Annotated in this window: 19 protein-coding genes, 2 tRNA genes and 1 pseudogene; 3 read left to right on the forward strand and 19 right to left on the reverse strand. The window is 29.9% G+C overall.

Features of this window, described 5'->3' with window-relative positions; genetic code table 11:
* Window positions 1–916: 916 nt before the first annotated feature.
* On the reverse strand, window positions 917–2,239 hold the full coding sequence (locus M6G78_RS01230) for a replication-associated recombination protein A (RefSeq protein ID WP_253229386.1): 1,323 nt from the start codon (window positions 2,237–2,239) through the stop codon (window positions 917–919).
* Window positions 2,240–2,266: 27 nt separating this feature from the next.
* Window positions 2,267–4,009: a DUF262 domain-containing protein gene (locus tag M6G78_RS01235; RefSeq protein WP_253229387.1), complete on the reverse strand. Its 1,743-nt coding sequence runs from the start codon at window positions 4,007–4,009 to the stop codon at window positions 2,267–2,269.
* A 219-nt stretch (window positions 4,010–4,228) separates the two neighbouring features.
* On the opposite strand from M6G78_RS01235, the gene M6G78_RS01240 reads away from it, so the two are divergent.
* Window positions 4,229–4,762 carry a cysteine hydrolase family protein gene (locus tag M6G78_RS01240; protein WP_253229388.1) on the forward strand — a complete coding sequence of 178 codons (534 nt, stop codon included), beginning with the start codon at window positions 4,229–4,231 and terminating at the stop codon, window positions 4,760–4,762.
* 351 nt (window positions 4,763–5,113) lie between these two features.
* Here the strand turns inward: M6G78_RS01240 and M6G78_RS01245 are convergent, their stop codons facing one another.
* From M6G78_RS01245 to sfsA, 9 genes are all read right to left on the reverse strand, one after another.
* Entirely contained in the window at window positions 5,114–6,013 is a 900-nt protein-coding gene (locus tag M6G78_RS01245) for a DMT family transporter (RefSeq protein ID WP_253229389.1), read from the reverse strand.
* A 3-nt stretch (window positions 6,014–6,016) separates the two neighbouring features.
* Entirely contained in the window at window positions 6,017–6,838 is an 822-nt protein-coding gene (locus M6G78_RS01250; protein WP_253229390.1) for a Nif3-like dinuclear metal center hexameric protein, read from the reverse strand.
* Entirely contained in the window at window positions 6,807–7,532 is a 726-nt protein-coding gene (locus tag M6G78_RS01255; protein ID WP_253229391.1) for a class I SAM-dependent methyltransferase, read from the reverse strand. The genes M6G78_RS01250 and M6G78_RS01255 overlap by 32 nt, the downstream gene beginning before the upstream one ends.
* A 1,041-nt stretch (window positions 7,533–8,573) precedes the next feature.
* Window positions 8,574–8,649, reverse strand: a tRNA-Asn gene (locus M6G78_RS01260).
* A 413-nt stretch (window positions 8,650–9,062) separates the two neighbouring features.
* A tRNA-Asn gene (locus tag M6G78_RS01265) sits at window positions 9,063–9,138 on the reverse strand.
* A 183-nt stretch (window positions 9,139–9,321) separates the two neighbouring features.
* Window positions 9,322–10,446, reverse strand: a complete 1,125-nt coding sequence (locus M6G78_RS01270; protein WP_253229392.1) for a VanZ family protein — start codon at window positions 10,444–10,446, stop codon at window positions 9,322–9,324.
* Between the two features lie 292 nt (window positions 10,447–10,738).
* Entirely contained in the window at window positions 10,739–12,409 is a 1,671-nt protein-coding gene (locus M6G78_RS01275) for a hypothetical protein (protein WP_253229393.1), read from the reverse strand.
* Window positions 12,410–12,429: 20 nt separating this feature from the next.
* Window positions 12,430–13,047: a glycerol-3-phosphate 1-O-acyltransferase PlsY gene (gene plsY, locus M6G78_RS01280; RefSeq protein ID WP_253229394.1), complete on the reverse strand. Its 618-nt coding sequence runs from the start codon at window positions 13,045–13,047 to the stop codon at window positions 12,430–12,432.
* Window positions 13,048–13,516: 469 nt separating this feature from the next.
* Window positions 13,517–14,209 carry a DNA/RNA nuclease SfsA gene (sfsA, locus tag M6G78_RS01285; RefSeq protein ID WP_253229395.1) on the reverse strand — a complete coding sequence of 231 codons (693 nt, stop codon included), beginning with the start codon at window positions 14,207–14,209 and terminating at the stop codon, window positions 13,517–13,519.
* 73 nt (window positions 14,210–14,282) lie between these two features.
* Between sfsA and M6G78_RS01295 the strand changes: the two genes are divergently transcribed.
* Both M6G78_RS01295 and M6G78_RS01300 read left to right on the forward strand, forming a co-directional pair.
* Window positions 14,283–15,392, forward strand: coding sequence for an HAD-IIB family hydrolase (locus M6G78_RS01295; RefSeq protein ID WP_371922813.1), 1,110 nt, complete (start codon window positions 14,283–14,285; stop codon window positions 15,390–15,392).
* Complete coding sequence (locus M6G78_RS01300) at window positions 15,382–16,095, forward strand: class I SAM-dependent methyltransferase (RefSeq protein ID WP_253229396.1); 714 nt, start codon at window positions 15,382–15,384, stop codon at window positions 16,093–16,095. Before M6G78_RS01295 ends, M6G78_RS01300 begins: the two co-directional genes overlap by 11 nt.
* A 63-nt stretch (window positions 16,096–16,158) precedes the next feature.
* Here M6G78_RS01300 and M6G78_RS01305 read toward each other — a convergent pair whose 3' ends face one another.
* From M6G78_RS01305 to prmA, 8 genes and pseudogenes are all read right to left on the reverse strand, one after another.
* On the reverse strand, window positions 16,159–16,638 hold the full coding sequence (locus M6G78_RS01305; RefSeq protein ID WP_253229397.1) for a hypothetical protein: 480 nt from the start codon (window positions 16,636–16,638) through the stop codon (window positions 16,159–16,161).
* 87 nt (window positions 16,639–16,725) lie between these two features.
* Entirely contained in the window at window positions 16,726–17,172 is a 447-nt protein-coding gene (locus tag M6G78_RS01310) for a hypothetical protein (RefSeq protein ID WP_253229398.1), read from the reverse strand.
* Window positions 17,173–17,235: 63 nt separating this feature from the next.
* Window positions 17,236–17,631, reverse strand: coding sequence for a hypothetical protein (locus tag M6G78_RS01315; RefSeq protein WP_253229399.1), 396 nt, complete (start codon window positions 17,629–17,631; stop codon window positions 17,236–17,238).
* A pseudogene (locus tag M6G78_RS01320) lies at window positions 17,621–17,832 on the reverse strand (helix-turn-helix transcriptional regulator). Before M6G78_RS01320 ends, M6G78_RS01315 begins: the two are co-directional and overlap by 11 nt.
* A 374-nt stretch (window positions 17,833–18,206) precedes the next feature.
* Entirely contained in the window at window positions 18,207–19,394 is a 1,188-nt protein-coding gene (locus tag M6G78_RS01325) for an iron-containing alcohol dehydrogenase (protein ID WP_253229400.1), read from the reverse strand.
* Between the two features lie 31 nt (window positions 19,395–19,425).
* Entirely contained in the window at window positions 19,426–19,968 is a 543-nt protein-coding gene (locus tag M6G78_RS01330) for a flavodoxin family protein (protein ID WP_371922814.1), read from the reverse strand.
* Window positions 19,965–20,135, reverse strand: a complete 171-nt coding sequence (locus tag M6G78_RS10320; protein WP_371922815.1) for a hypothetical protein — start codon at window positions 20,133–20,135, stop codon at window positions 19,965–19,967. The genes M6G78_RS01330 and M6G78_RS10320 overlap by 4 nt, the downstream gene beginning before the upstream one ends.
* Before the next feature lie 2 nt (window positions 20,136–20,137).
* Window positions 20,138–21,082 (reverse strand): 50S ribosomal protein L11 methyltransferase, encoded by a 945-nt coding sequence (prmA, locus tag M6G78_RS01335; RefSeq protein ID WP_253229401.1) that lies wholly within the window; start codon window positions 21,080–21,082, stop codon window positions 20,138–20,140.
* Between the last annotated feature and the right edge of the window lie 108 nt (window positions 21,083–21,190).

The following is a 21,190-nucleotide window of genomic DNA, read 5'->3' on the forward strand; positions in this document are numbered from 1 at the left end:
TCCATTAAAATTTTATAACTCTCTTAATAACCATAAATAGTATTAAATAAACCAATATTAATCAACTAAAAAAGACACCCATATTTATAAACGGATGTCTTTTTTATTAATCTTTATTAATGGAAATAATACAATCCTGAAACCTTGAAATAAAATAGTTACAAGATAGCTTTTGTTTGTAAAATATAAATACCATTTTTCGTGGCTTTTGAAATCCTCAAAGCATCCACTCCCAACAGCATCCTTTTATTCATTTTTAAACAAATAAAACGGGGCGGCGGTAGTGGTCGTTTCAAAAATCTCGGGTGGAGATTTTTAGAAAATACGACCACGTTATAAACCTTTTTCCCAATAACTCCATTTTATTTCCAATCAAACTTATAACCTGACCACAAACCAAGTCGGGTCGGGGTAGCTTTTCTGACAGTAAAACTCGGGTAGAGTTTTACGCAGTCATCGAAAAGCGTCAAAGGCTCCACGCCCAGTGGCGCCCTTTTATTCGACTTTTTTAGGCGAGTAAAAAAGTCGTGGGGTTCTTAAGGGGTGAAACCCCTTAATATCGGGTTGTTAAGGGCAGACAGCCCTTAAATATGGGGGGGCTTAAGGGGTGCTCCCATTAAATATTCCATTTTCCCAATCAAACTTATAACCTGACCACAAACCAAGTCGGGTCGGGGTAGCTTTTCTGACAGTAAAACTCGGGCAGAGTTTTACGCAGTCATCGAAAAGCGTCAAAGGCTCCACGCCCAGTGGCGCCCTTTTATTCGACTTTTTTAGGCGAGTAAAAAAGTCGTGGGGTTCTTAAGGGGTGAAACCCCTTAATATCGGGTTGTTAAGGGCAGACAGCCCTTAAATATGGGGTTCTTAAGGGGCAACGCCCCTTATATAAGGGTTGTTAAGGGAGTATCCCTTAAATTTACCCCTTTAAATTTTTAAGATATTTCTTCAAATTCCCCTCTGCTCCGTTTTCCTTAGGCTCGTAGTAAACTCTTCCCCTTATTTCTTCAGGCAGATAATCCTGCTTTACATAATCATTTGGGAAATCGTGAGGATATTTATATCCAACACCAATACCAAACTCCTTTTCCCCCTTATAATTTGCATTTCTTATATGAAGAGGGACTTCATAGTTAGGCTCGTTTTCTATATCAGCTAAAGCCTTGTTTATTGCAAGGTATGAAGCATTGCTCTTTGGTGAAGAGGCAAGATAAGTTACACAGTGAGCAAGGTTTATCCTAGCCTCAGGCATTCCAATAACTTCAACAGCTTTAAAGGTGCTAACTGCAAGTTCCAAAGCTTTTATATTTGCGTTTCCTATATCTTCAGAAGCAAAAATAATCATCCTTCTTGCTATAAATTTTGGATCTTCTCCCGCATATATCATCTTTGCAAGGTAATAAATCGCTGCGTCCGGATCAGAACCTCTCATGCTTTTTATGAATGCACTTATTGTGTCGTAGTGTTCGTTGTCCCCTTTGTCGTATGTAACTTTTTTCTTTTGCATACATTCTATTATTACGTCAAGGTCTATGTTTATTACCCCTTTTTCATCCTTTGGAGTTGTAAGATAAGCAAGCTCTAAGGCATTAAGAGATACCCTTGCATCTCCGCTGCACATAGTGCATAAATAGTCCATAGCATCATCTGTTATGTTTATTTCATAATTTCCAAGTCCTCTTTCTTTGTTAGAAAGTGCGTTTTCTATAATCTTTCTTACATCGTCCTTGTCAATCTTCTTAAGCTTAAATAAAGTAGAACGTGAAATCAAAGGAGAATTTATTTCAAAGAAAGGATTTTCCGTTGTAGCACCAATTAGAATAATCGTTCCGTCCTCAACACTTGGAAGAAGTGCATCTTGTTGTGATTTGTTAAAACGATGTATCTCGTCTATAAAAAGAATGCTCTTTCTCTTTTCTAACCCAAGATTATTCTTTGCCTTTTCGATTATCTCCCTTACATCCTTTACTCCGCAGGTTACTGCATTAAGAGAATAAAAATAAGAACTGGTCTTGTTTGCGATTATCTTCGCAAGGGTAGTTTTACCACACCCCGCAGGACCAAAGAGTATTATGGAACTTATTCTGTCAGCTTCAATCATTCTGTTCAATAGCTTACCCTTTGATACAATATGCTCCTGACCGTAAAACTCCTCTAAACTCTCAGGTCTCATCCTAACCGCTAAAGGAGCCTTGCTTTTCACCTGTTCTTCCCTTATATCATCAAAAAAATTACCTTGCATTTTTTCTCCTTTGTGTAAAATTAAATATTATTCAAATAAATTGTTTTCATCCAAATACTTTATAAAATTTGTTATAATTACATTTGTTCTATCATCTATGTTATTTTCGTTAAAATCAAGAGTTATATCAGCTAAATCCAATAATTCTTTATTTTGAGTTCCTTTTTTTTCTTTTCCATTATTACTTGTAAAACCCCTATAATATCTTTTCTTATCGGAAAATCTATAATCTGCAGCTCTTATATTTACATATTTTTCTAAAAAAGCTTTGTTTCCAATCGCATCCAACTTCTTTTTATCTATCGAGCTACTTTCAACTTCTTGTCTTTTTTTTGCATAAATATGCTCTATTTCAAACCTTGTTTCTAGGTTGATTAAATCTTGTTCTTTTTTGTAATACATCCACCATGCTAGAATAGATTTTGTTATTGGTTTTACATTTGTAAAGCTATAATCCTCAATAATTTTTCGCAATCTATTTTTTTCAATCTTATTTTTTGAAAAATCTACTGGTAAATTATTTACTATTTTTATCATTTCAGGATAAGCAGGTGTTCTTAATGCATTAACACCCGGATTTACAAAAGCATACCCTAAAATATAAGCCGTAATTTTATCTAAGAATAAATAAAAGTTATCTTCATTCAACATACAATCTTTATCTTTATAATGTAAAAAATAAACAGATACAAGATAAGTCCACATACTATTTGGTGCATAATGTAAAACAAATAGTTTTTTCAAAATTCTTTGTGAAAATACATTTTCATTTTGATTTTCAACATCATTCCAAAAATTTGCTAGAGACTCTAGATTATTTAAAGTTTCTTCTTTTTTTAGAAGTGCATATTTATCTTTTTCATAAAACTTTCTTAAAGCTTCTGTTGTAGTATTTTTATTTCCTTGCTTTGCTCTTTCATAATACATATATCTAGTAAAAAGTTCATCCATAGGAGATCCTGATGAAACCCTAAATATATCATCACATATTTCCTCTAATTTTTTCCATCTATCAATAAATACTTCCTTTTCATCTCTTAAAGAATAAAATTTATATAACTGTGCTTTAAAAATATCTGTATCAGATAAAGGTTTCCCCCTATCATTTAAAGTAGAAAAAATTCTAAGAGCTGTATCCTGTGATTCTGCCTCAATAGGAAGTAAAATACAATTATTAAGTATTCTAACTGGTAAATATGGAGTATAAGTCGGATATTCTTTTACAAAAATATCAATTTTATTTTGAAAAAAACGAAATACCGTTGCATATTTACTTTTATGGCTATTATTAACACTTCCTTCTTTTAAAATATGTAAAAATTCCTCTTTATCATCATCAGTCGCAACTTCTGAATTTATTTTAAGTTTATTTTTATTTGGAGTCCCAAATTCATCCGTTTTCCATATACATTTTGCAATATCTTCTAAAATCTTCTTTGTACGATTATCTTTTATATTTTCAAATCTAGAATAAAACGCTCTAAGCAATATCATTAAAGTTGTAAGTCTTTGTTGTCCATCAATAATTTCTAATTTATCACTATTATTTTTAAATGTTACAATTGGACCAAGAAAATATTCATCATTATTTTCATCAAAATCATCACAATTTTCATTTGGAAAAGCAAAAAGGAAAATATCATCCCATAAAGTTCCACATTCTTCTTCACTCCATGCATATGGTCTTTGATAATCAGGAATAAGAAAATCTGATTTTTTATTTTCAAATAATTCTCTAACCGTTTGTTGATCAATATTCAATTTTGACATACTTTATTCTCCTTAAAACCCTTAATTAAAACAATTTTACCACAAAACCACATCAATAACCATCGAACATAAAACAATATATTTAAAATATAATGTAAAACCAAATGTTTGTTATCCCTATTACATAAAATCCCCTTTTAAAATATCTAAGTTAAATATAAAGATATAAATATAACAATTTTAACTTTATGATATAATAAGAAAAAAAGGAGAAAAACAATGGACGCACTAATTGTAGTAGATATGAGTAACGACTTTGTTCACGATAAAGGCGGACTAACCGCAGGAAAACCGGCACAGGATATAGTGGATAACATTTTAAATAAAGTAAAAGAATTTGATAAAGAAGATAAAATAATCGTTTTTGCGATGGACGCACATGAAGAAAATGATAAGCACTTCAACCTATGGCCAAAACATAACGTAAAAGGAACATGGGGACAAGAACTTTATGGTAGCTTAAACGACTGGTATAAGGAAAATAAAAATAAAGATAATGTAATATGGATTGATAAAAGCGAGTACGATGCCTTTTATAAAACAGATTTAGCCGAAAGGCTAAAAAACAACGGAGTAGATGAAGTGTTAGTATGTGGTGTATGTACCGACATATGCGTATTTAATACGGTTTACGGTGCATATAAAGAAGGCTTTAAAACAAAAGTAGATAAAAACTTGTGTGCCACATTTACAGATAACGGCGAAACTTTCATAAACCAAATGAACGCAATTTATAAAACGGAAATTCTATAAAAAAAGGAGCTTATATGCTCCCTTTTTTATTATATTCACAATATAAAAACATATACCCCACTCACTACATTTCACCACCATGACCACCACACTTACAAATCTGTCGGGGTAGCGGTAGTGGTCGTTTCAAAAATCTCGGGTAGAGATTTTTAGAAAATCCGACCACGTTATAAGCCTTCACGGCGTATGAGTGAAAGCCTTTTTCCCATATTTTTGGGCTTTGGCAAAAATATGGTCGGGTTGTTAAGGGTTGAAAACCCTTAAATACGGGGTTTAAGGGGCAAAGCCCCTTGATTTCGGGTTGTTAAGGGCAGACAGCCCTTAAATATGGGGTTCTTAAGGGGTATCCCCTTAATCCCTATTTCCATAATAATTAACCCCAAATACTCCAATTATAATTACAATAGCACCAATAATCTGCATTAAGCTAAAAGGTTCCGCCATAACAAATATACCTATAAGAACCGAAACAACAGTAGTTAAATTTGAAAAGGCAGAAGCTGATGCTATATCGAGATGAGATACTGTGTAAGTATTGCCAAAAAATCCTATAACAGAAGCAATACAACCAAGATACATCATACACAGTAAAACTTTAGTATTTGAAAAAGCGAGAATATATCCGCTAAAACCTTGATTTGTAATCAAAGATATAATTCCAAAGGATATACACGCAAACCACATCATGAAAAATGTTATCTCCATAACGGAAAATTCCTTTGATAATTTCCTTGCTAAAATACCGTACATACTTGAAGCAAAAACTGCTCCAAACAAAAATAAAAATCCCGCAAAATTAAATCCCACATCAGAAACATAAGACCCAAACACAACCGCTATGGCTCCAAGAACGGAAAGAACTACAAAAGCCCACTGCTTAATAGTAGGCTTTTCTTTTAAAATAAATATTGCAAGAACACACATAACAACGGGAATAGTGGCAATCATCGTTCCCGAAAGTGCCGAATTTGTAAGGCTTACACCGTAAGTCTCACATATAAAATACATTAAAGGCTGACATATGCAAAGAGGAATAAGAAGTTTTATGTTTTTTCCCTTATAGTCAAGCTTAAATACTTTAAAAAAATAAAGTATAGTCATAAATAAGGCTGCAAACAAAAATCTTACCCCGGGTAAATCAAGAGGCTTTAAAACGGTTAAAGCCTCTCTTGTAAAAGCAAATGTTGTGCCAAAAACAAAGGAATATAATACCCCTGTTATGTATGCCGTTATCTTCTTGTTTTTTAACATATTCTATACGAAATATGCAAAACTTTCCACGTTCTTTTCTTCTGATTTTATAACTTCGATTTCACGGAATTTAAGTCTTAAAAGTTCGTACATTATGTCAAGGAAACATATTTCTGCATTGTAGTGTCCAACACCTATTAATACAATGCCGTTATCAACAAAATTTTGCATTTCATGATATTTTGTATCAGATGTAATAAATACTTTGGCATTTTTTTCTTTAACTTTATCTATTAAGTCATTACCACCACCGGTACATAAAGCAACTTTACTTAATATACCAAGAGTGTTGTAATTGTTTGTTACTCTTAAAACATTTGTATTGTAAGCTTTCTTTACTTTTTTAAGTAAACCGTCAATGTTCATAGGTGTTCTTGAATCAAGAAGTCCAACAGCACCAAGACCAAATAGGTTTGTATCATCTTCGCATTTATCGCTTACAACTCTTTCAAGTGGTTTTATATCGCTTAAACCAAGTTTTTTAGCCATAAACATATTTAGCCCGATTGTAGACACATCCATAGGAGTATGAGCAGAATATACGTTGATGTTATTTTTAATAAGTTTGAATATCATATCCCCTTTAATGCTTGATTGTTCAATGTTCATTGTTTTACTAAAGAATAAAGGATGATGAGATATTATCATATCACAATGCTCTCTTATTGCTTCGTCTATTACTTCGTTTGTAATATCAAGAGCAAGCAAAATTCTCCTTACCTGAGCTTGTCTGTTTCCAAGTTGAAATCCGGAATTATCCCATTCGTACTGAAAACTTTCATTTGCGAATACGTTAATGTACTTTATTATATCTTTTACTTTCATAATTTTCTCTTACCCTTTCCAGCAAAGTTATATAATCTTTCGCTTTATTCAATGCTTCTTTTGCATTTTCAGTATTTATATTTTTACAATTTTCAACGATTTTCTCATTTACCTTTATTTTGTAATTTAGAAAATCAAGAAAATTTTCATTCCCTTTTTCATATAGTTTATAACCTAAATCAAAGAACACATCTTCATATTTTTCATCATCTTTTTTAGGTAAAACCTTTAAAACATTATAAAAATGATGTCTGTCTCTTATCAAATCTTCATCAACAATGGTAAAAGAATTATCATATAAATATTTCCTTACCATATCAACACTGTTCATAGGCTGAAGAATAATATTTTTAAAACCTTTTGTCTTTTCTAAATCATCATTTAGTATATCGATAATAAGCTCTCCGCCCATTCCGCATATACAAAGGGTTTCAATATTATTTGTATCTATATTTTTCATGCCGTCGCTTAAAACAAAAGTAACATCTTTTTCTTCTTTAAACATCTTAGAGAAGTTTTCTTTTGCATTTAAAAGAGGTCCTTCGTTTACGTCGCTTATAACGGCTCTTTTTATCATATTATTTTTAAATAATTGTATGGGTAAATATCCATGATCAGAACCAACATCAAGAACCGATTCGCTTTTCCCAACCATGTCATATACCGCTTTTAATCTTATATCCAAATTTACCATAATTTCTACCTTATATAACAAAATAAGTATAACATAAAATTTTCTTTTTTTAAACAAAAATATTCTTTTAAGGGGCTTTGCCCCTTATAAACCCCACTCTTTTTTTGCTTGTCCAAAAAAAGAGACAAAAAGGACACTTCTCGGCGAAGAGCCTTTAACGCACTCGGATTTCATGAAAAATCTACCCGATTTTTCTATGAACGAGTGCTACCTCTACCCCATTTTATTTGAGTTTTATTTGTTTAATAAATAAAAGGGCGCTATTAAGAAAAGTGCCTAATAACGCTTTTCGATGTCACGCAAAATGCTACCCGCATTTCACGGACAGAAAAGCTACCACCACCCTATCATTTATAGGTTTTAATGCTAAAATTAAAACAGTATAATAAATATACATTATTCTTAAAAATCACTCATGTTGCTTAAAGCTTTCACCTTAATGAGTTTTATAAAAAAAACTCATCTGCTTCATTGAAACAGTAAGCATTCAAAAAGACTTTCACTCAAACGCCGTGAAGGCTTATACGCACTCGGATTTCATGAAAAATCTACCCGATTTTTCTATGAACGAGTGCTACCTCTACCCCTTTGGCTATCAACTTTAATTGTAGAAGTAGAACATCATAATAAATATAAGCTATCTTTTAATATAAATTTTTTACAACATTGCTACTCCAATTTTACAAAGCATTGCTACCACCACCCTATCGTTTATCAATCTTGATGGTAGGAGTAGAACATCATAATAAATGTAAGTTATCATTTTAAAATTTTTTATATAGGTTTTATAAAACATTGATACTTGCATTTTACAAAAATAAAATACCCATATCCTATCATTTATTAGTTTTAATGCTTAGAAGAAAAACAATATAATTAAATAATAGATAAGTGATAACATTAAATTTATTCGTTATAAACTTACATTTAAAATAATCAAATAGAAAACTAAATTAACAATAAATCTTTCAAAAGTTTTTTATAAATAAAAAAAGACTCTAAAGAGTCTTTATGAAAATAATATTTTTAGCAAAAAAAAAATGGCTCCCCAGGTAGGACTTGAACCTACGACCTTTCGGTTAACAGCCGACTGCTCCACCGATTGAGCTACTGAGGAACGCTTAGTACTTTATCTATTATACACTTTATTAAGAAAATGTCAACAAAAAAATGTAATTATATTAAAAATATTTTAGATACAATTTTATATAAAGATGTATCCCCTTTAAAAAAAGGTTAACATGTGTTTATTTATTATATGACATATAAAAAATTATATTCTTCTTTCTTAAATTTTTTATATAGGTTCTATAAAATGTTACTACATAAAGTAAAACAAAAATGCCTCTATCCTATAACTTATTAGTTTTAATGTTAGAAGAAAAATAATAGATAACCTATAACATTAAATTTCTTCTTGATAAACTGTCCTTTAAAATAATCAAATAGAAACTTAAATTAACAATAAGTCTACAAACAAAAAAAGACTTATACAAAGTCTTTATAAAAAATATTTTTGGCAAAAAAAAATGGCTCCCCAGGTAGGACTTGAACCTACGACCTTTCGGTTAACAGCCGACTGCTCCACCGATTGAGCTACTGAGGAACGCTTGATACTTTATCTATTATACACTTAATTTTTAATATGTCAACTACTTTTTTCATTTTTTCCATGAAAATGTTATCTATGTATTTATTCAAATTTAGTAAAATATAAATACACTTTTAACATTTTCATAACTGCCAAATATTAAATAAATATCAATTTAAACTAATAAAATTATTTATTTTATTCATCCTGTTCTTCCCTTTTTATTGTGCTTATTATTTCGCTTTTTGATAACTTTTCATAAAACAAAGGTCTTCTTATTATTATCATTATACAGGCAAAGAAGAAATAAAAGAAATATACTCCGCTTAAAATGGCATTTAAAAATACAAAAGCATCTGTATTTATAAACCAATTATTTAAAATTTCATTTATTTCATAAGGAAGCAGTAACAATACGAAAAACAAAGAAAAATACCTTATAAAATATTGATAAATTCTTATATCCTCTTTTCCCACTGCCACAATCCTAAGTTTCATTAAAGCTTTTCCAATGCTTCTACCCTTTAAGAACACGCATAAAACAAAGAAATACATAAACACGGAAAGAGAGAATATATAATAATCATCTATGCCATAATCAATGTTTATATGCCTTACAATATAATATAATCCCCATATAAAAGGCATATCAATAATAAAAGCTATAAGTTTTCTTAAAAAAGAAACCTTAATCCCTCTTTTGTAACTTTCATCATCCATCTCTTCCCTATCCGGCAGAACTTTATAAAATGGTTTTATAACAAAGTAACCAATAACACCCCCAAGGGTATTTATGAATAAATCATCAACATCAAAAAGCCTGTAACTTCTCGGATAAAAGAAATAAAGCCCGCTTAACTGTGTAAGCTCAAAAAACAATGATAATAAAAATGAAAATAAAATTGTCTTTTTTAAGCTGAATTTAAAATAATATCTTAAATACATTCCAAAAGGCACTGTCATAAGAAGATTAAATAAAACCTGTAAAAATGCTCTGTTATTTACAATACAGGTAATGGGACTATTATAGCTTAAAGACATATTATGGTACTGACTTATAATATCCTTTATAAAATTAAAAGGAACTAACTGAGCCGATCTTGTTGTGAGAGATGCCACTTCGGAAAACGACGGTAGAGGCAGAATAACAAGAAAATAAGCCGTCATTAAATATAATATAAAAGAATATATTATAACTATCCTGACAGACCAAAGAGAACCATATTTGTTGTAATTATATATTATGTAAGGAAGAGTAAATAAAAGAGCAATCAAAGGAAATGCAAAAATAGACTCTTTTATTATATCCAAATATCCTCCCATATTTCCTCCTTTTATTATAAGATAATTACATATTATAACAATAAAACAATTACTTTTCAAAATATTATAGAATATTAAAATAATAAAATCTAAAAAAAATACAACAATAAAACATTCAAAACATAAATTAATCCAAAAGAAATATACCAAAAAAGTTTATATAAAAACCAATAGAACTAATTAACAATAAAAATCATATACAAAAATTTAATATATAGCATTTATAAATTTAAAATACAAAACTATCATTTTAATCTTATAAAAACAATAAAAAAAGAGCATAAGCTCTTTTTTAATCAGATAAAAAATTCTTTTTTAACATATCATCTGCTTCATCCCAGAAAGCTTTTGTGTCATATTTAGTATCTCTTTCCCTGACTTCATAAGATTCTTCATTTTCAATATCATTTACTATTGTGTCATTTTCTTTTTCATCGAAGATATCTTCACTAAGTTTTGTATCCTCATTTATTTCTTCTTTTACATCATCTATAATCTCGCTTGTTTCAGCTTCTGCTTCTTCATATTCAAATTCATTTTCTAAAGAAACTTCCCCGTTAACAAGACTTTCATCATCTTTGTGTTTTTTGTCTTTTTTATTCTTTTTATCTTTCTTACCAAAAAGATGTTTTTTCTTTTCTTCTTTTTCTTCCTTATCTTCTTTTTCTTCTCTTAAAGCTTTTCTTTCTTCTCTTCTTTTTAATCTTTCTTCTCTGTCCTCTATGCTTTCAAGGAAGAATTTAGAATCTTTTTCAACCTCAATATAATCTTCAGTGAATTTTGAGAATACATCAAGTCCGTTATAAACTATGTTATCTTCTTTTAAAACTTCATCAATATCATAATTATCCAAACCTAAAAAGGCTGCATTCTTACTTCTTAGATAAATTAAATCCTTATCTTTCTTTTCATCAAAATTAATATTTGATAACTTATCAAATAATTCTTTAGCTTTTGAAGTATCACCTTTTTTAATATAATACATAACCATATGAGAACAAATAGTTAAATATGATTTTGTATCGTCTTTAAATCTTGAAGTTTTTTCTACCGCAATGGTATCAAAATGAGAATATAAGTAGTTAATATATTTTTCAATACCCGAATTTAATCTTGTAATTTTCATATCAAGATATTCTCTTAATATATAATCAACGATTTTAATATCATCTCTTGAAACATCATCAATGGTTAATTCTTTATTTAAATAATCTGATATAATTTTTAAAAGATAAGTTCTTTTTACACCTTTGTTTCTTTCATTATAACTTCCGTATATCAAAAGTTTACAAGCTAAAAGATAATCATATTGTTCATCTGTTAGAACGTGTTTTATTATATGTTTTCCTTCTTCGTCAACTTCACCTGTATCTATTTTATCATTTGGAACACCAAGGCAAATTTCCCCTTCAAGAAGAGTAAATAAAATTTGAGTTGATGAAAACAAAATCAAAAAGATAAGTGCAACATCAAAGAAGAATAAAATTACTTCTGAGAAAACATATACGTAGATAAAATATACTGCAAGACAAGAAAGTACAAGAAGTATAAAACTACCCGCTATGCTTTCAAATACGGTGAAAGTAAAATCTGCCTTAAGCTTATCAAACTCTTCCCTGTTTTGAGGAAGATTAAATTTAGGAACAATTTCACCTATTGAAAAGTAATTTTTATTATGCACTCTTCCAAAAATCTTCTTATCGGGATCTTTAAATAAAATATAAAAAGGATCCATATAAATAAAAGATGTGTCATAACCTTTTTTATCATATAAAATACTGTATGATTTATATCTAAAGAACAATGAAAGATAATACATTAAAACGACTATTACAGGGCATAAAGGAAGCAGCCATAAGCTGTGCTTCAATGCAAAAGAAACCAACGTACTTCCGCTTATAAGCCCGAATACGACAATGACTAGCCATATTATTTTTAAATTTTTCTTTGAACTTTCTCTCATAGGTCAATCCTCAAATTTAATTATTTATTTTTCTTACCAAATGTAAGTTTATTTTCATTACCGTTTATTATTCTTACTATATTCTTTCTATGTTGATATATGCTTAAAACACATAAAATACAAGCTAAAATTATATAACAAATATCAACTTTAAATACTATAAAAAATACCGCACTAAGTGTTAAAGCAGTTAAAGAACCTACCGAAACCATTCTCGTTAAAAGCGCAAGTATCACACCAATAAGTATTGCCAAAAGTGCAAGTTTATAATCAACCATAACAAGAATTCCCGCACTTGCAGAAACTCCCTTTCCTCCTCTAAATCCCATAAATACAGGCCAGTTATGACCGGCAACACATAAAAGAGAACAGATTAGAATTACAAGAGAGCTTTGATTAAACATATAACATAAAAGTACTGTTACAAGCCCCTTTAAAAAGTCAATTACAAAAACCAACGCCCCTGAGAAAAATCCATATGTTCTAAGTGCGTTAGTAGCTCCGGCATTACCGCTGCCATAAGTCCTTATATCTTCTTTTTTTACACTTTTGGAAAATATGTAAGCACCATTTATACATCCTAATAAATAAGATACTATCATTAAAATAAAACTTAAAAAAGTAAATTGTATAACCATGAAAACTCCCATAAAATAAATTTTACTTTTAGTATTATAGCATATTAATATATAAATAAAAGTAGGTTAAATAAAATTTTAATAATTATTTAACGTAAATTAATTTTCTTAAAATATGTAGTTATTAAAAACTAAACAGATGATTTTTTCAAATAAATTTATTTTCCTTTTTAGTAAATAAATTGATTAATCATTTACACGATATTATATAAAAATATAAAATTATATGTAATATTTTAATATCTTTTATTCGCATAATATACAATTTATGATAAATATATTACATAACATAACCTAATATAAAATTATATAAAATCTGTATACTATATTGTTATTTTCAATTTAAACAATGATTTAATATACTGCTTATAAAATTATTTAACTAAATTTTTATATATTTATTATTACTAAAAAATCACTACTTATAATTTTAAGCTTAAATTATTCAAAATATTACTAAAATAAAAACTTACTTAAGCACAAAAGGAATTTTATTCTTAGCTTCTATTTCATCTTTTGTAACACTGCATTCATAACAAAGAACATTTACTCCATTATCCCTTGCTTGTTTTAAAGCTTTGATAAAATCTTTATGCACTGGATTTGGGGTAAAATACTTTGAGCCTGTAAACTGAATTATAAAGCAGATATAAGCTTCATAGCCTTCTTTTTTTGCTTCTATAAGTTCATATACATGTTTAATCCCTCTCGTTGTGGGAGCGTCCGGAAACATCGCTACATCGTCTTCTTCCAATGTTACCCCCTTTACTTCCACATACCCCTTTTTATTCTCACTTTCCACATAAAAATCAAACCTTGAATTTTTATACTTCTGCTCTCCTTTAATAAAAGTTACTTCCCCCATTTCATCAAGGGTAATAACCTTATTTAAAACTCCCTCTTTAAATACCTTGTTTGGCATTTGGCTGTCCATGTTAAAAAGCACATCATTTTTATATACGCTTATTAAATCATACTTTGTCTTTCTGTCTTTACTATCTATATATTCAAGATAAACATCGGCATTATCTTTAAGCAACTCCCTGCATCTTCCCGTATTTTTTACATGTACTTTTTCTATCTTATCATCAACCAAACAATTTGCTATAAACCTGTTTGGTCTATCTATAAATTTTGCCTTAACTATATTCTTATATTTCATACTACCTCTTTTCAATAAAATATTATATCAAACCACCTTGAAAAAAGGGTGTTTTTAATTTAAAATTAATTATATGGAAAATTATAAATTTATAAATAACAACAAATGTGAATTTTTCCCCTGCCATAAAACAGAAGATAAAGATAATTTTAACTGTCTTTTCTGCTATTGTCCTTTGTATTTAATGGAAGAAAAATGTATGGGAAATTTCACTTATACAAAAAACGGAATAAAGGATTGCTCAAACTGCCTACTCCCTCATAAAAAGGAAAACTACGATTATATTAATAACAAATTAATGGAATTTACAAATATGAAAAAGGAAGAAAAATTAAAAAACATTAAACTAATTATTACTGACCTTGACCATACTTTATTAAAAGATGAATTCAGTATCGATGAAAATTATGTAAGTCTTTTTAATGAGTTAAAGGATATGGGCTATATAACTGCATTCGCAACCGCAAGAGGCTTTTATCAAGCGTTTAACTTCGCTTATAAATTAAAACCCGATTATATAATATGCGATAACGGAGCAAGCGTAGTAAAATACGACTACGAAAACAAAGAAAGACATATCTTAAAGGAAATATTAATCGAAGAAGAAACAAAAAAAGACGTATTAAATACATTAAAAGATAAGGATACTTTAATTTATTTAATCGAATCAGGAGAGGATTTATACATTACAAAAAGCAAATATAATCCTGAAATGGTAAATAAAAATATAAACTTCTTCTCGCCAATAGAAAATATAGTAGAGGGTTTTAAACTTCACGTAATAGATAAATTAAGGGATATGCCTTTTGATATTCCCCTAACCAGAGTTTGCACATTTGATTTTGTCGGTGATAAAAATACCCATGATACACTAAAAAGACTTGGAGAAAATCATGATAAATTAAACTATACAAAATCATTTACCACAACCTTTGAGTTCGGTCCCTCAACAAAAGGAAACGCCGTTAAATTTTTAAAAGACTACTTAAAAATAGATAAAGAAAACATTATTTCTTTTGGAGACAGCATAACAGACGTATCAATGTTTGAAAATTCAGGTGTATCGGTCTGTGTGGATAATGCTTCAGATGAGGTAAAAAAACACGCTATGTATATAACCGACAGTGTATTTGATAATGGCGTAGAAAACTTTATAAGAGAGAATTTATTAAATGAAAAATAATAACAGCTATAAAAATTTTAGTGAATACTATGATAATTACATCGCTCTTGCAGACTATGAAATGTGGGCAGATTATATAAAGGACCTTTCAACCATAAATAATCCAAACACTATTTTAGATATTGGATGTGGAAGCGGATATATGATGCTTTTTTTAAGCGATATTTTAAATGGTGATTTTTACGGAATAGACATAAGCGGTGAAATGCTTGTAAAAGCAAACGAAAATGCTTACTGTGAAGAAAAAGACTTCCGTTTTATGAAAGCAGATATGAAAGACTTTGTTTCAGACATCACCTTTGATTTTATTTACAGCGTCTGCGACAGCATAAATTATCTTCAAAGTGAGAATGACTTGTTACAGACCTTTAAAAACATAAAGAAATATCTAAATAAAGGCGGTAGTTTTACCTTTGATATAATAAGCGAATATTATAAACCGGAAAATGAAATTTTAGAAAACGAAGGTTTAACCTTTGATGTAAGAAGAAGTAAAAAAGATAACTGGTTAAATACTACAATCATAATATCAAACACTAAAGAAAGTCTATGCAAAGTAGAACATAAACAAAGGATTTTCTCAGTAAATACAATAAATGAAGCCCTAAAACAAGCAGGCTTTGACAATGTATTTTTCTACGACTTCCTTACAAAAGACAAACCAAATGAAGAAAGCGAAAAAATTCAAGCAGTGGCATATTAACCACTGCTTTTTATTTGTATTTGTTAAGTAGTTTTTTTATATAAATAAAGTAAAACTTTTGAATTATTCTTTTGAATTCTCACCTATATTATCGTGTAAAGTTGTAAATAACTCAAATAGAAATTGCACATCACAAGCCATACGTTGTCTTTCGTACATATACCTAGAAACAATAAAAGCTTTACCAATTTCTTGAAGTTCTAACTCAAAATTTGACTTTGAAGTATTTCCACATGGATGTAATTCTTTTAACTTATTTCTTTGTTTCTCAGGTAGTTTTTTATATAACTTATATAAATCATGTTCATTTCTGCCATCAATATTTTGCCAAAACAATAGAGTTTTTAAATAAAGTTCACATGCAAATGCAACATTCATAAGTACTGCAAATGTATCATATTTATTTCTAAATATCATTTCCTTACATCTGAAAATTACTTCATAAAATGCTTCGGCACTGTTATAACATTCTTTAGCCCATATTTCATAATCTTCTTTTGTTTTTAATTCACGCATAGGATTTTTAGCCATGTCCAAATACATAATGTAAGCCTCCCATCAAAAATCATTTTAATATATTTACATAACTGAATAAATTTATAGATATATTAACCACTTAACCACTGCTTTTTATTTGTATTTGTTAAGTAATTTTTTATAAATATATACCCCAAGAACATAATTTAAAATAATTAAAACAATCAAGTAAATAATAAACGCTGTTATGCTTATTGTAATTTCCATCATAGATAAACAAGCAAAGACAAAAGCACTGATACAAAGTATAATTAAATTTATTATATAAGCATATCTTCCGCTTTTATTTCTAAGGCTTTCCTTTAATTCGTCATGCAACTCTATTCTTTCATTTTCAAGTTTCTTTAAATATTTTTCCTTGTTTTTATCATTACTATAATAAAAATACCTAAATATGCTAATTACACCGTTAAACAAAAAGCCTCCCCCAAGACCAATAAAGATACTCCCCAGTCTGCTTTCTTTAAATACCGCAAGCATTATAAACAAAATTCCAATCAAAACAAATATAGCACCATAAATAAAATTACTCTTTTTCATTTTTCATAACCTCATATATAAAAGTTTAATTTATTAATAATACGTAAAAACTCTATGGATTTTCTACATTTTATTTTCAATGCTATTACTAATAATAATAAGAATAATAGGCTGAATAAAAATAATCATGGCTGTAATAATAGCAGGAAAAACAAAATTTAAACAAATAAATACTACTGTTGCAATGCTAAGCAATATCAATGTAATCATATTTGCAATATTACCGGTTTTTTCTTTAATTAATATATTTCTTTCATCCATAACTTCATTTTTATAATCAATGTCTTTTTCTATCATTTTATTATGCCAAATTTGAAAATGAGAAACACCAAATACAGCACTAAATAAAATCATTATTCCCATATCCACGCTTTTAGGCAAATCCGTCATAATCAATGTGACAAATAAAATAAATGAAATAATATACCCGATGTACCAGTACTGATATTTATTTTTCATTATTTTTTCCCTCCTCATATATAAAAATTTCTTCTATAGTCTTATTGAAAAACGAGATATCTCAAAAGCAAGTTCCAAAGAGGGATTATACTTCCCGTTTTCAATAGCGCTTATAGTCTGCCTTGATACTTTTAATTCCTTTGCAAAACTCTCCTGATTAAGCCCCATTTCCTTTCTAAACTTTTCAACGTTATTTTTCAACTTCACCCTCCTATGTAAAGGTTCCTTTACATATATTATACTCTAAACAATAATTTTGCCAAGGTTCCTTTACAAAATAAAAAAACACCCCGCAAAACAAGGCATTTCAAATCTAAATATAAATATTACTTCAATAACTCTTCACTGTTCCACAATCTATCATATACATAATTTAGAGAAACAAAAAAAACACCCCACCTCACATCAAAATGCAGGGTCGGGGTAGCACTCGTTCATAGGAAAATCGGGTAGATTTTCCATGAAATCCGAGTGCGTCCAAGGCACTTCGCCGAGAAGTGTCCTTTTTACCTCTTTTTTTGGACAAGCAAAAAAAGAGTGGGGATTTTAAGGGGCAACGCCCCTTATATAAATGATTATTTATTAGCACTAACATAAATAGGATAAATATCCTCTTCTGTTAAAGGAATAAGTTTTCCAACTTTTGTACCTTTAACATAGAAACATCTGTCAGTAAGTTCTCTTAAACCTTCTTCATCTTGAATACCGATTCCAAGTTCTGTAAAGTTTGTAGGCATGTTTATAGAACGGAAGAATTCTGCTGTCGCTTCAATACCTTTATCAGCAAGCTCTTCTTTTGTTCCTTCTGTAATACCCCAAACATTCTTTGCATATCTTGCAAATCTGTCAATGTCTTTGTGTTTTACATAATTTGCCCAGTGAGGCCACATTGTAGAAAGTGAAGCACCATGAGCAACATCAAATTTAGCACTTAGAGAATGACCAAGTCTGTGAGTAGCAAAGTCCATAGGAGCACCAAGACCTGTAAGTCCGTTGTGTGATAATGAACCTGCCCACATAATTTCGCTCATTGCATGATAGTCTTCTTTATTTTTTGAAGCAACTTTACCGTTTTTAATAACTGTTCTAAGAAGTGCTTCTGCGATTTCGTCTGTTAAATCGTTTTGACATTCGCTTAAATCTGTAAAATATCTGTCCATTGTATGCATCATAATATCAACTATACCGCATCCAACTTGATAATCAGGAAGTGTAAATGTAAGTTCAGGGTTCATGATTGCAAATTTTGGTCTGTTAAAGTCTGTTGAAAGACCTCTTTTTACTCCTGTTTCTTCGTTTGTTAAAACAGCTGAATTACTCATTTCGCTACCTGCTGCAGAAATAGTTAAAATAACACCTACAGGAAGTGATTTTTCAACTTTTTTCTTTCCTTCCCAAAAATCCCAAATATCAACATCTGGATTTGCAACGCCGTGTGCAATACCCTTTGCTGTATCAATAACGCTTCCGCCTCCTACTGCTAAGATAAAATCAGCGCCGAAAGCCTTTGCGTCTTCAACACCTTCTCTTGCAAGAGATAATCTTGGGTTTGGTTTAACTCCGCCAATCATTTTATATTCGATGTTTTCTGCTTTCAAAGCTTCTTCTACTCTGTCAAGAAGTCCGCTTCTTTTTACGCTTCCCCCACCATATACAATATAAGCTTTCTTTGCTCCGTCTTTTTTCATTTCCATTCCAACTTCTGCTTCTCTTCCTTTACCGAAGATTACTTTAGTCGGTGTGTAGTAATCGAATTTTTGCATTTTGCTCCTCCGTTTATTATATTATATTTTATTAAAGCCAAGGTCTTTTGTCTTTGGTGTAACCTTTCATGTTCCAGTATTCATTGTCGACTTTATTTAAGCCTCCCTTTTTCTGTAACATCCTTACACCGTAAAACCAAAGTTTCGTTTTTATTGTAGGCTTTGTTTTACCAATGTTTTTTAATATCTTCCTTGCCGTTTTATCGGTCTTTTTGTCTATTTTTTCTTTTACCTTTTCGCTTACATCATTCCAGGTTACGCTGTATACATTTATTCCAAGAGTATATATCTTAGATATTCCCCAAAAGAATAAACTGTCTTTTATTCCCTTTACGGCTTTCTTTGTTCCCATTCCCGCAGCGGTTGAAATACAAACAGCCTGTTTTTTAAACATAATAGCTTCGGGTCTATGAACAATCCACCTGTAACCAAAATGATCCAAAAACCCTTTAAGCTGACCGCTCATATGAAATACATAAGTTGGGGTAGTAAATATAAGCACATCGCACTTTTTCATTATCTCATCAATAGGATGAATAAGTTCATAGTGCGGGCAAAGTGTCTCGCTTTTCATAAAACATGAATTACACCCCATGCAGTATTTATAAAATCTTTAGGTAAGAATATCTCAAAAATATCCTCTTCACTTGTAAGTTTTAAAGCCAAAATCTTTCCGGTGTTGTAACTTGAGCCTTTGTGATTTTGACCGTTAATTAAAGCTACTTTCGAATCTTCCTCCAAGCTTAAAGCCTTTTACCTACTACGCAGTACCAATCCCCCATATTGTTTACTTCAAGTATTTCAAAACCATTTTCTTTGTAACTGTCTATAACAGTATCAACGGTTTCTTTTATTATACCGCTTGAAATAAATATACCGCCTTTTTTAAGTATTCTCTTAGTATCAGGAGTAAGTCTTTTTATTATGTGGGCAAATATATTTGCCACAACAACATCAGCCTGAACGTCTACCTTTTCTGCCAAATCTCCTATAAACACATCAAACTTATCAGAAACAGAATTTATCTTTGAAAGGTATGATGATGTCTCTATACACATTGGGTCGATGTCAACCCCTGTCACGTGCTTACAGCCAAGTTTTGCGGCAGCAATGGAAAGTATACCGCTTCCACATCCTACGTCTATTACTTCGTCTCCCTCTTTCATGTAGTCTTCAAGCCCTATTAAACACATCTTTGTGGTTTCATGACTTCCAGTTCCAAAACTTGCCCCAGGGTCGATTTCAAGAATTATTCTGTTTTCTTTGTTGTCGCATTCTTCCCATGTAGGTTTTATAAGTAACTTTTTACCTACATTAAAAGGCTTAAAGTATTTCTTCCAGTTATTAGCCCAATCCTCTTCTTTAATGTCGTTAAAAGTCATGTTAAGACTGCCAAATATATCTTCACTGTCTGACGCCTTTAACCTGTTTAACATATTCTTTATTTCTTCTATTTTTTCTGCTTGACTTTCATCTTCAAGAATATATACCTTAACGTTTGTTTCGATATTTTTCTTCTTTAAATCTTCATCAACAAGATCCCATGTTTCTTTATTGTTTTCCAAAAATTCTTCAAATTCCTTTTTGTCTTCTATTAAAAAGCTGTCCATTCCCATATCGGACAAAGACGATATAAGAAGGTCTATTCCCTCTGTCTTCGTATATATGCTGATTTCGTTATAATTCATATTTTCTTTTCTCCTTTGTATAAAATTATATAATAAAAACAGAACACGTTCAATAATCGTAACCGATATTAAATATAAAAATTAATGACCGTTTTATTTTTCATTAAA

It is taken from the genome of Anaerofustis sp. NSJ-163, from assembly GCF_024135845.1.
GTDB lineage: Bacteria > Bacillota > Clostridia > Eubacteriales > Anaerofustaceae > Anaerofustis > Anaerofustis butyriciformans.

Bases quoted from the DNA above. Each gene is read 5' to 3' on its own strand.
- M6G78_RS01300 (WP_253229396.1), top strand. From the start codon at position 15,382: ATGAAAAATAATAACAGCTATAAAAATTTTAGTGAATACTATGATAAT.
- M6G78_RS01305 (WP_253229397.1), bottom strand. From the start codon at position 16,638: ATGTATTTGGACATGGCTAAAAATCCTATGCGTGAATTAAAAACAAAA.
- M6G78_RS01325 (WP_253229400.1), bottom strand. From the start codon at position 19,394: ATGCAAAAATTCGATTACTACACACCGACTAAAGTAATCTTCGGTAAA.
- M6G78_RS01240 (WP_253229388.1), top strand. From the start codon at position 4,229: ATGGACGCACTAATTGTAGTAGATATGAGTAACGACTTTGTTCACGAT.
- prmA (WP_253229401.1), bottom strand. From the start codon at position 21,082: ATGAATTATAACGAAATCAGCATATATACGAAGACAGAGGGAATAGAC.
- M6G78_RS01245 (WP_253229389.1), bottom strand. From the start codon at position 6,013: ATGTTAAAAAACAAGAAGATAACGGCATACATAACAGGGGTATTATAT.
- M6G78_RS01295 (WP_371922813.1), top strand. From the start codon at position 14,283: ATGGAAAATTATAAATTTATAAATAACAACAAATGTGAATTTTTCCCC.
- M6G78_RS01310 (WP_253229398.1), bottom strand. From the start codon at position 17,172: ATGAAAAAGAGTAATTTTATTTATGGTGCTATATTTGTTTTGATTGGA.
- M6G78_RS01330 (WP_371922814.1), bottom strand. From the start codon at position 19,968: ATGAAAAGCGAGACACTTTGCCCGCACTATGAACTTATTCATCCTATT.
- sfsA (WP_253229395.1), bottom strand. From the start codon at position 14,209: ATGAAATATAAGAATATAGTTAAGGCAAAATTTATAGATAGACCAAAC.
- M6G78_RS01270 (WP_253229392.1), bottom strand. From the start codon at position 10,446: ATGGGAGGATATTTGGATATAATAAAAGAGTCTATTTTTGCATTTCCT.
- M6G78_RS01235 (WP_253229387.1), bottom strand. From the start codon at position 4,009: ATGTCAAAATTGAATATTGATCAACAAACGGTTAGAGAATTATTTGAA.
- M6G78_RS01275 (WP_253229393.1), bottom strand. From the start codon at position 12,409: ATGAGAGAAAGTTCAAAGAAAAATTTAAAAATAATATGGCTAGTCATT.
- M6G78_RS01315 (WP_253229399.1), bottom strand. From the start codon at position 17,631: ATGAAAAATAAATATCAGTACTGGTACATCGGGTATATTATTTCATTT.
- M6G78_RS01250 (WP_253229390.1), bottom strand. From the start codon at position 6,838: ATGAAAGTAAAAGATATAATAAAGTACATTAACGTATTCGCAAATGAA.
- plsY (WP_253229394.1), bottom strand. From the start codon at position 13,047: ATGGTTATACAATTTACTTTTTTAAGTTTTATTTTAATGATAGTATCT.
- M6G78_RS01255 (WP_253229391.1), bottom strand. From the start codon at position 7,532: ATGGTAAATTTGGATATAAGATTAAAAGCGGTATATGACATGGTTGGG.
- M6G78_RS01230 (WP_253229386.1), bottom strand. From the start codon at position 2,239: ATGCAAGGTAATTTTTTTGATGATATAAGGGAAGAACAGGTGAAAAGC.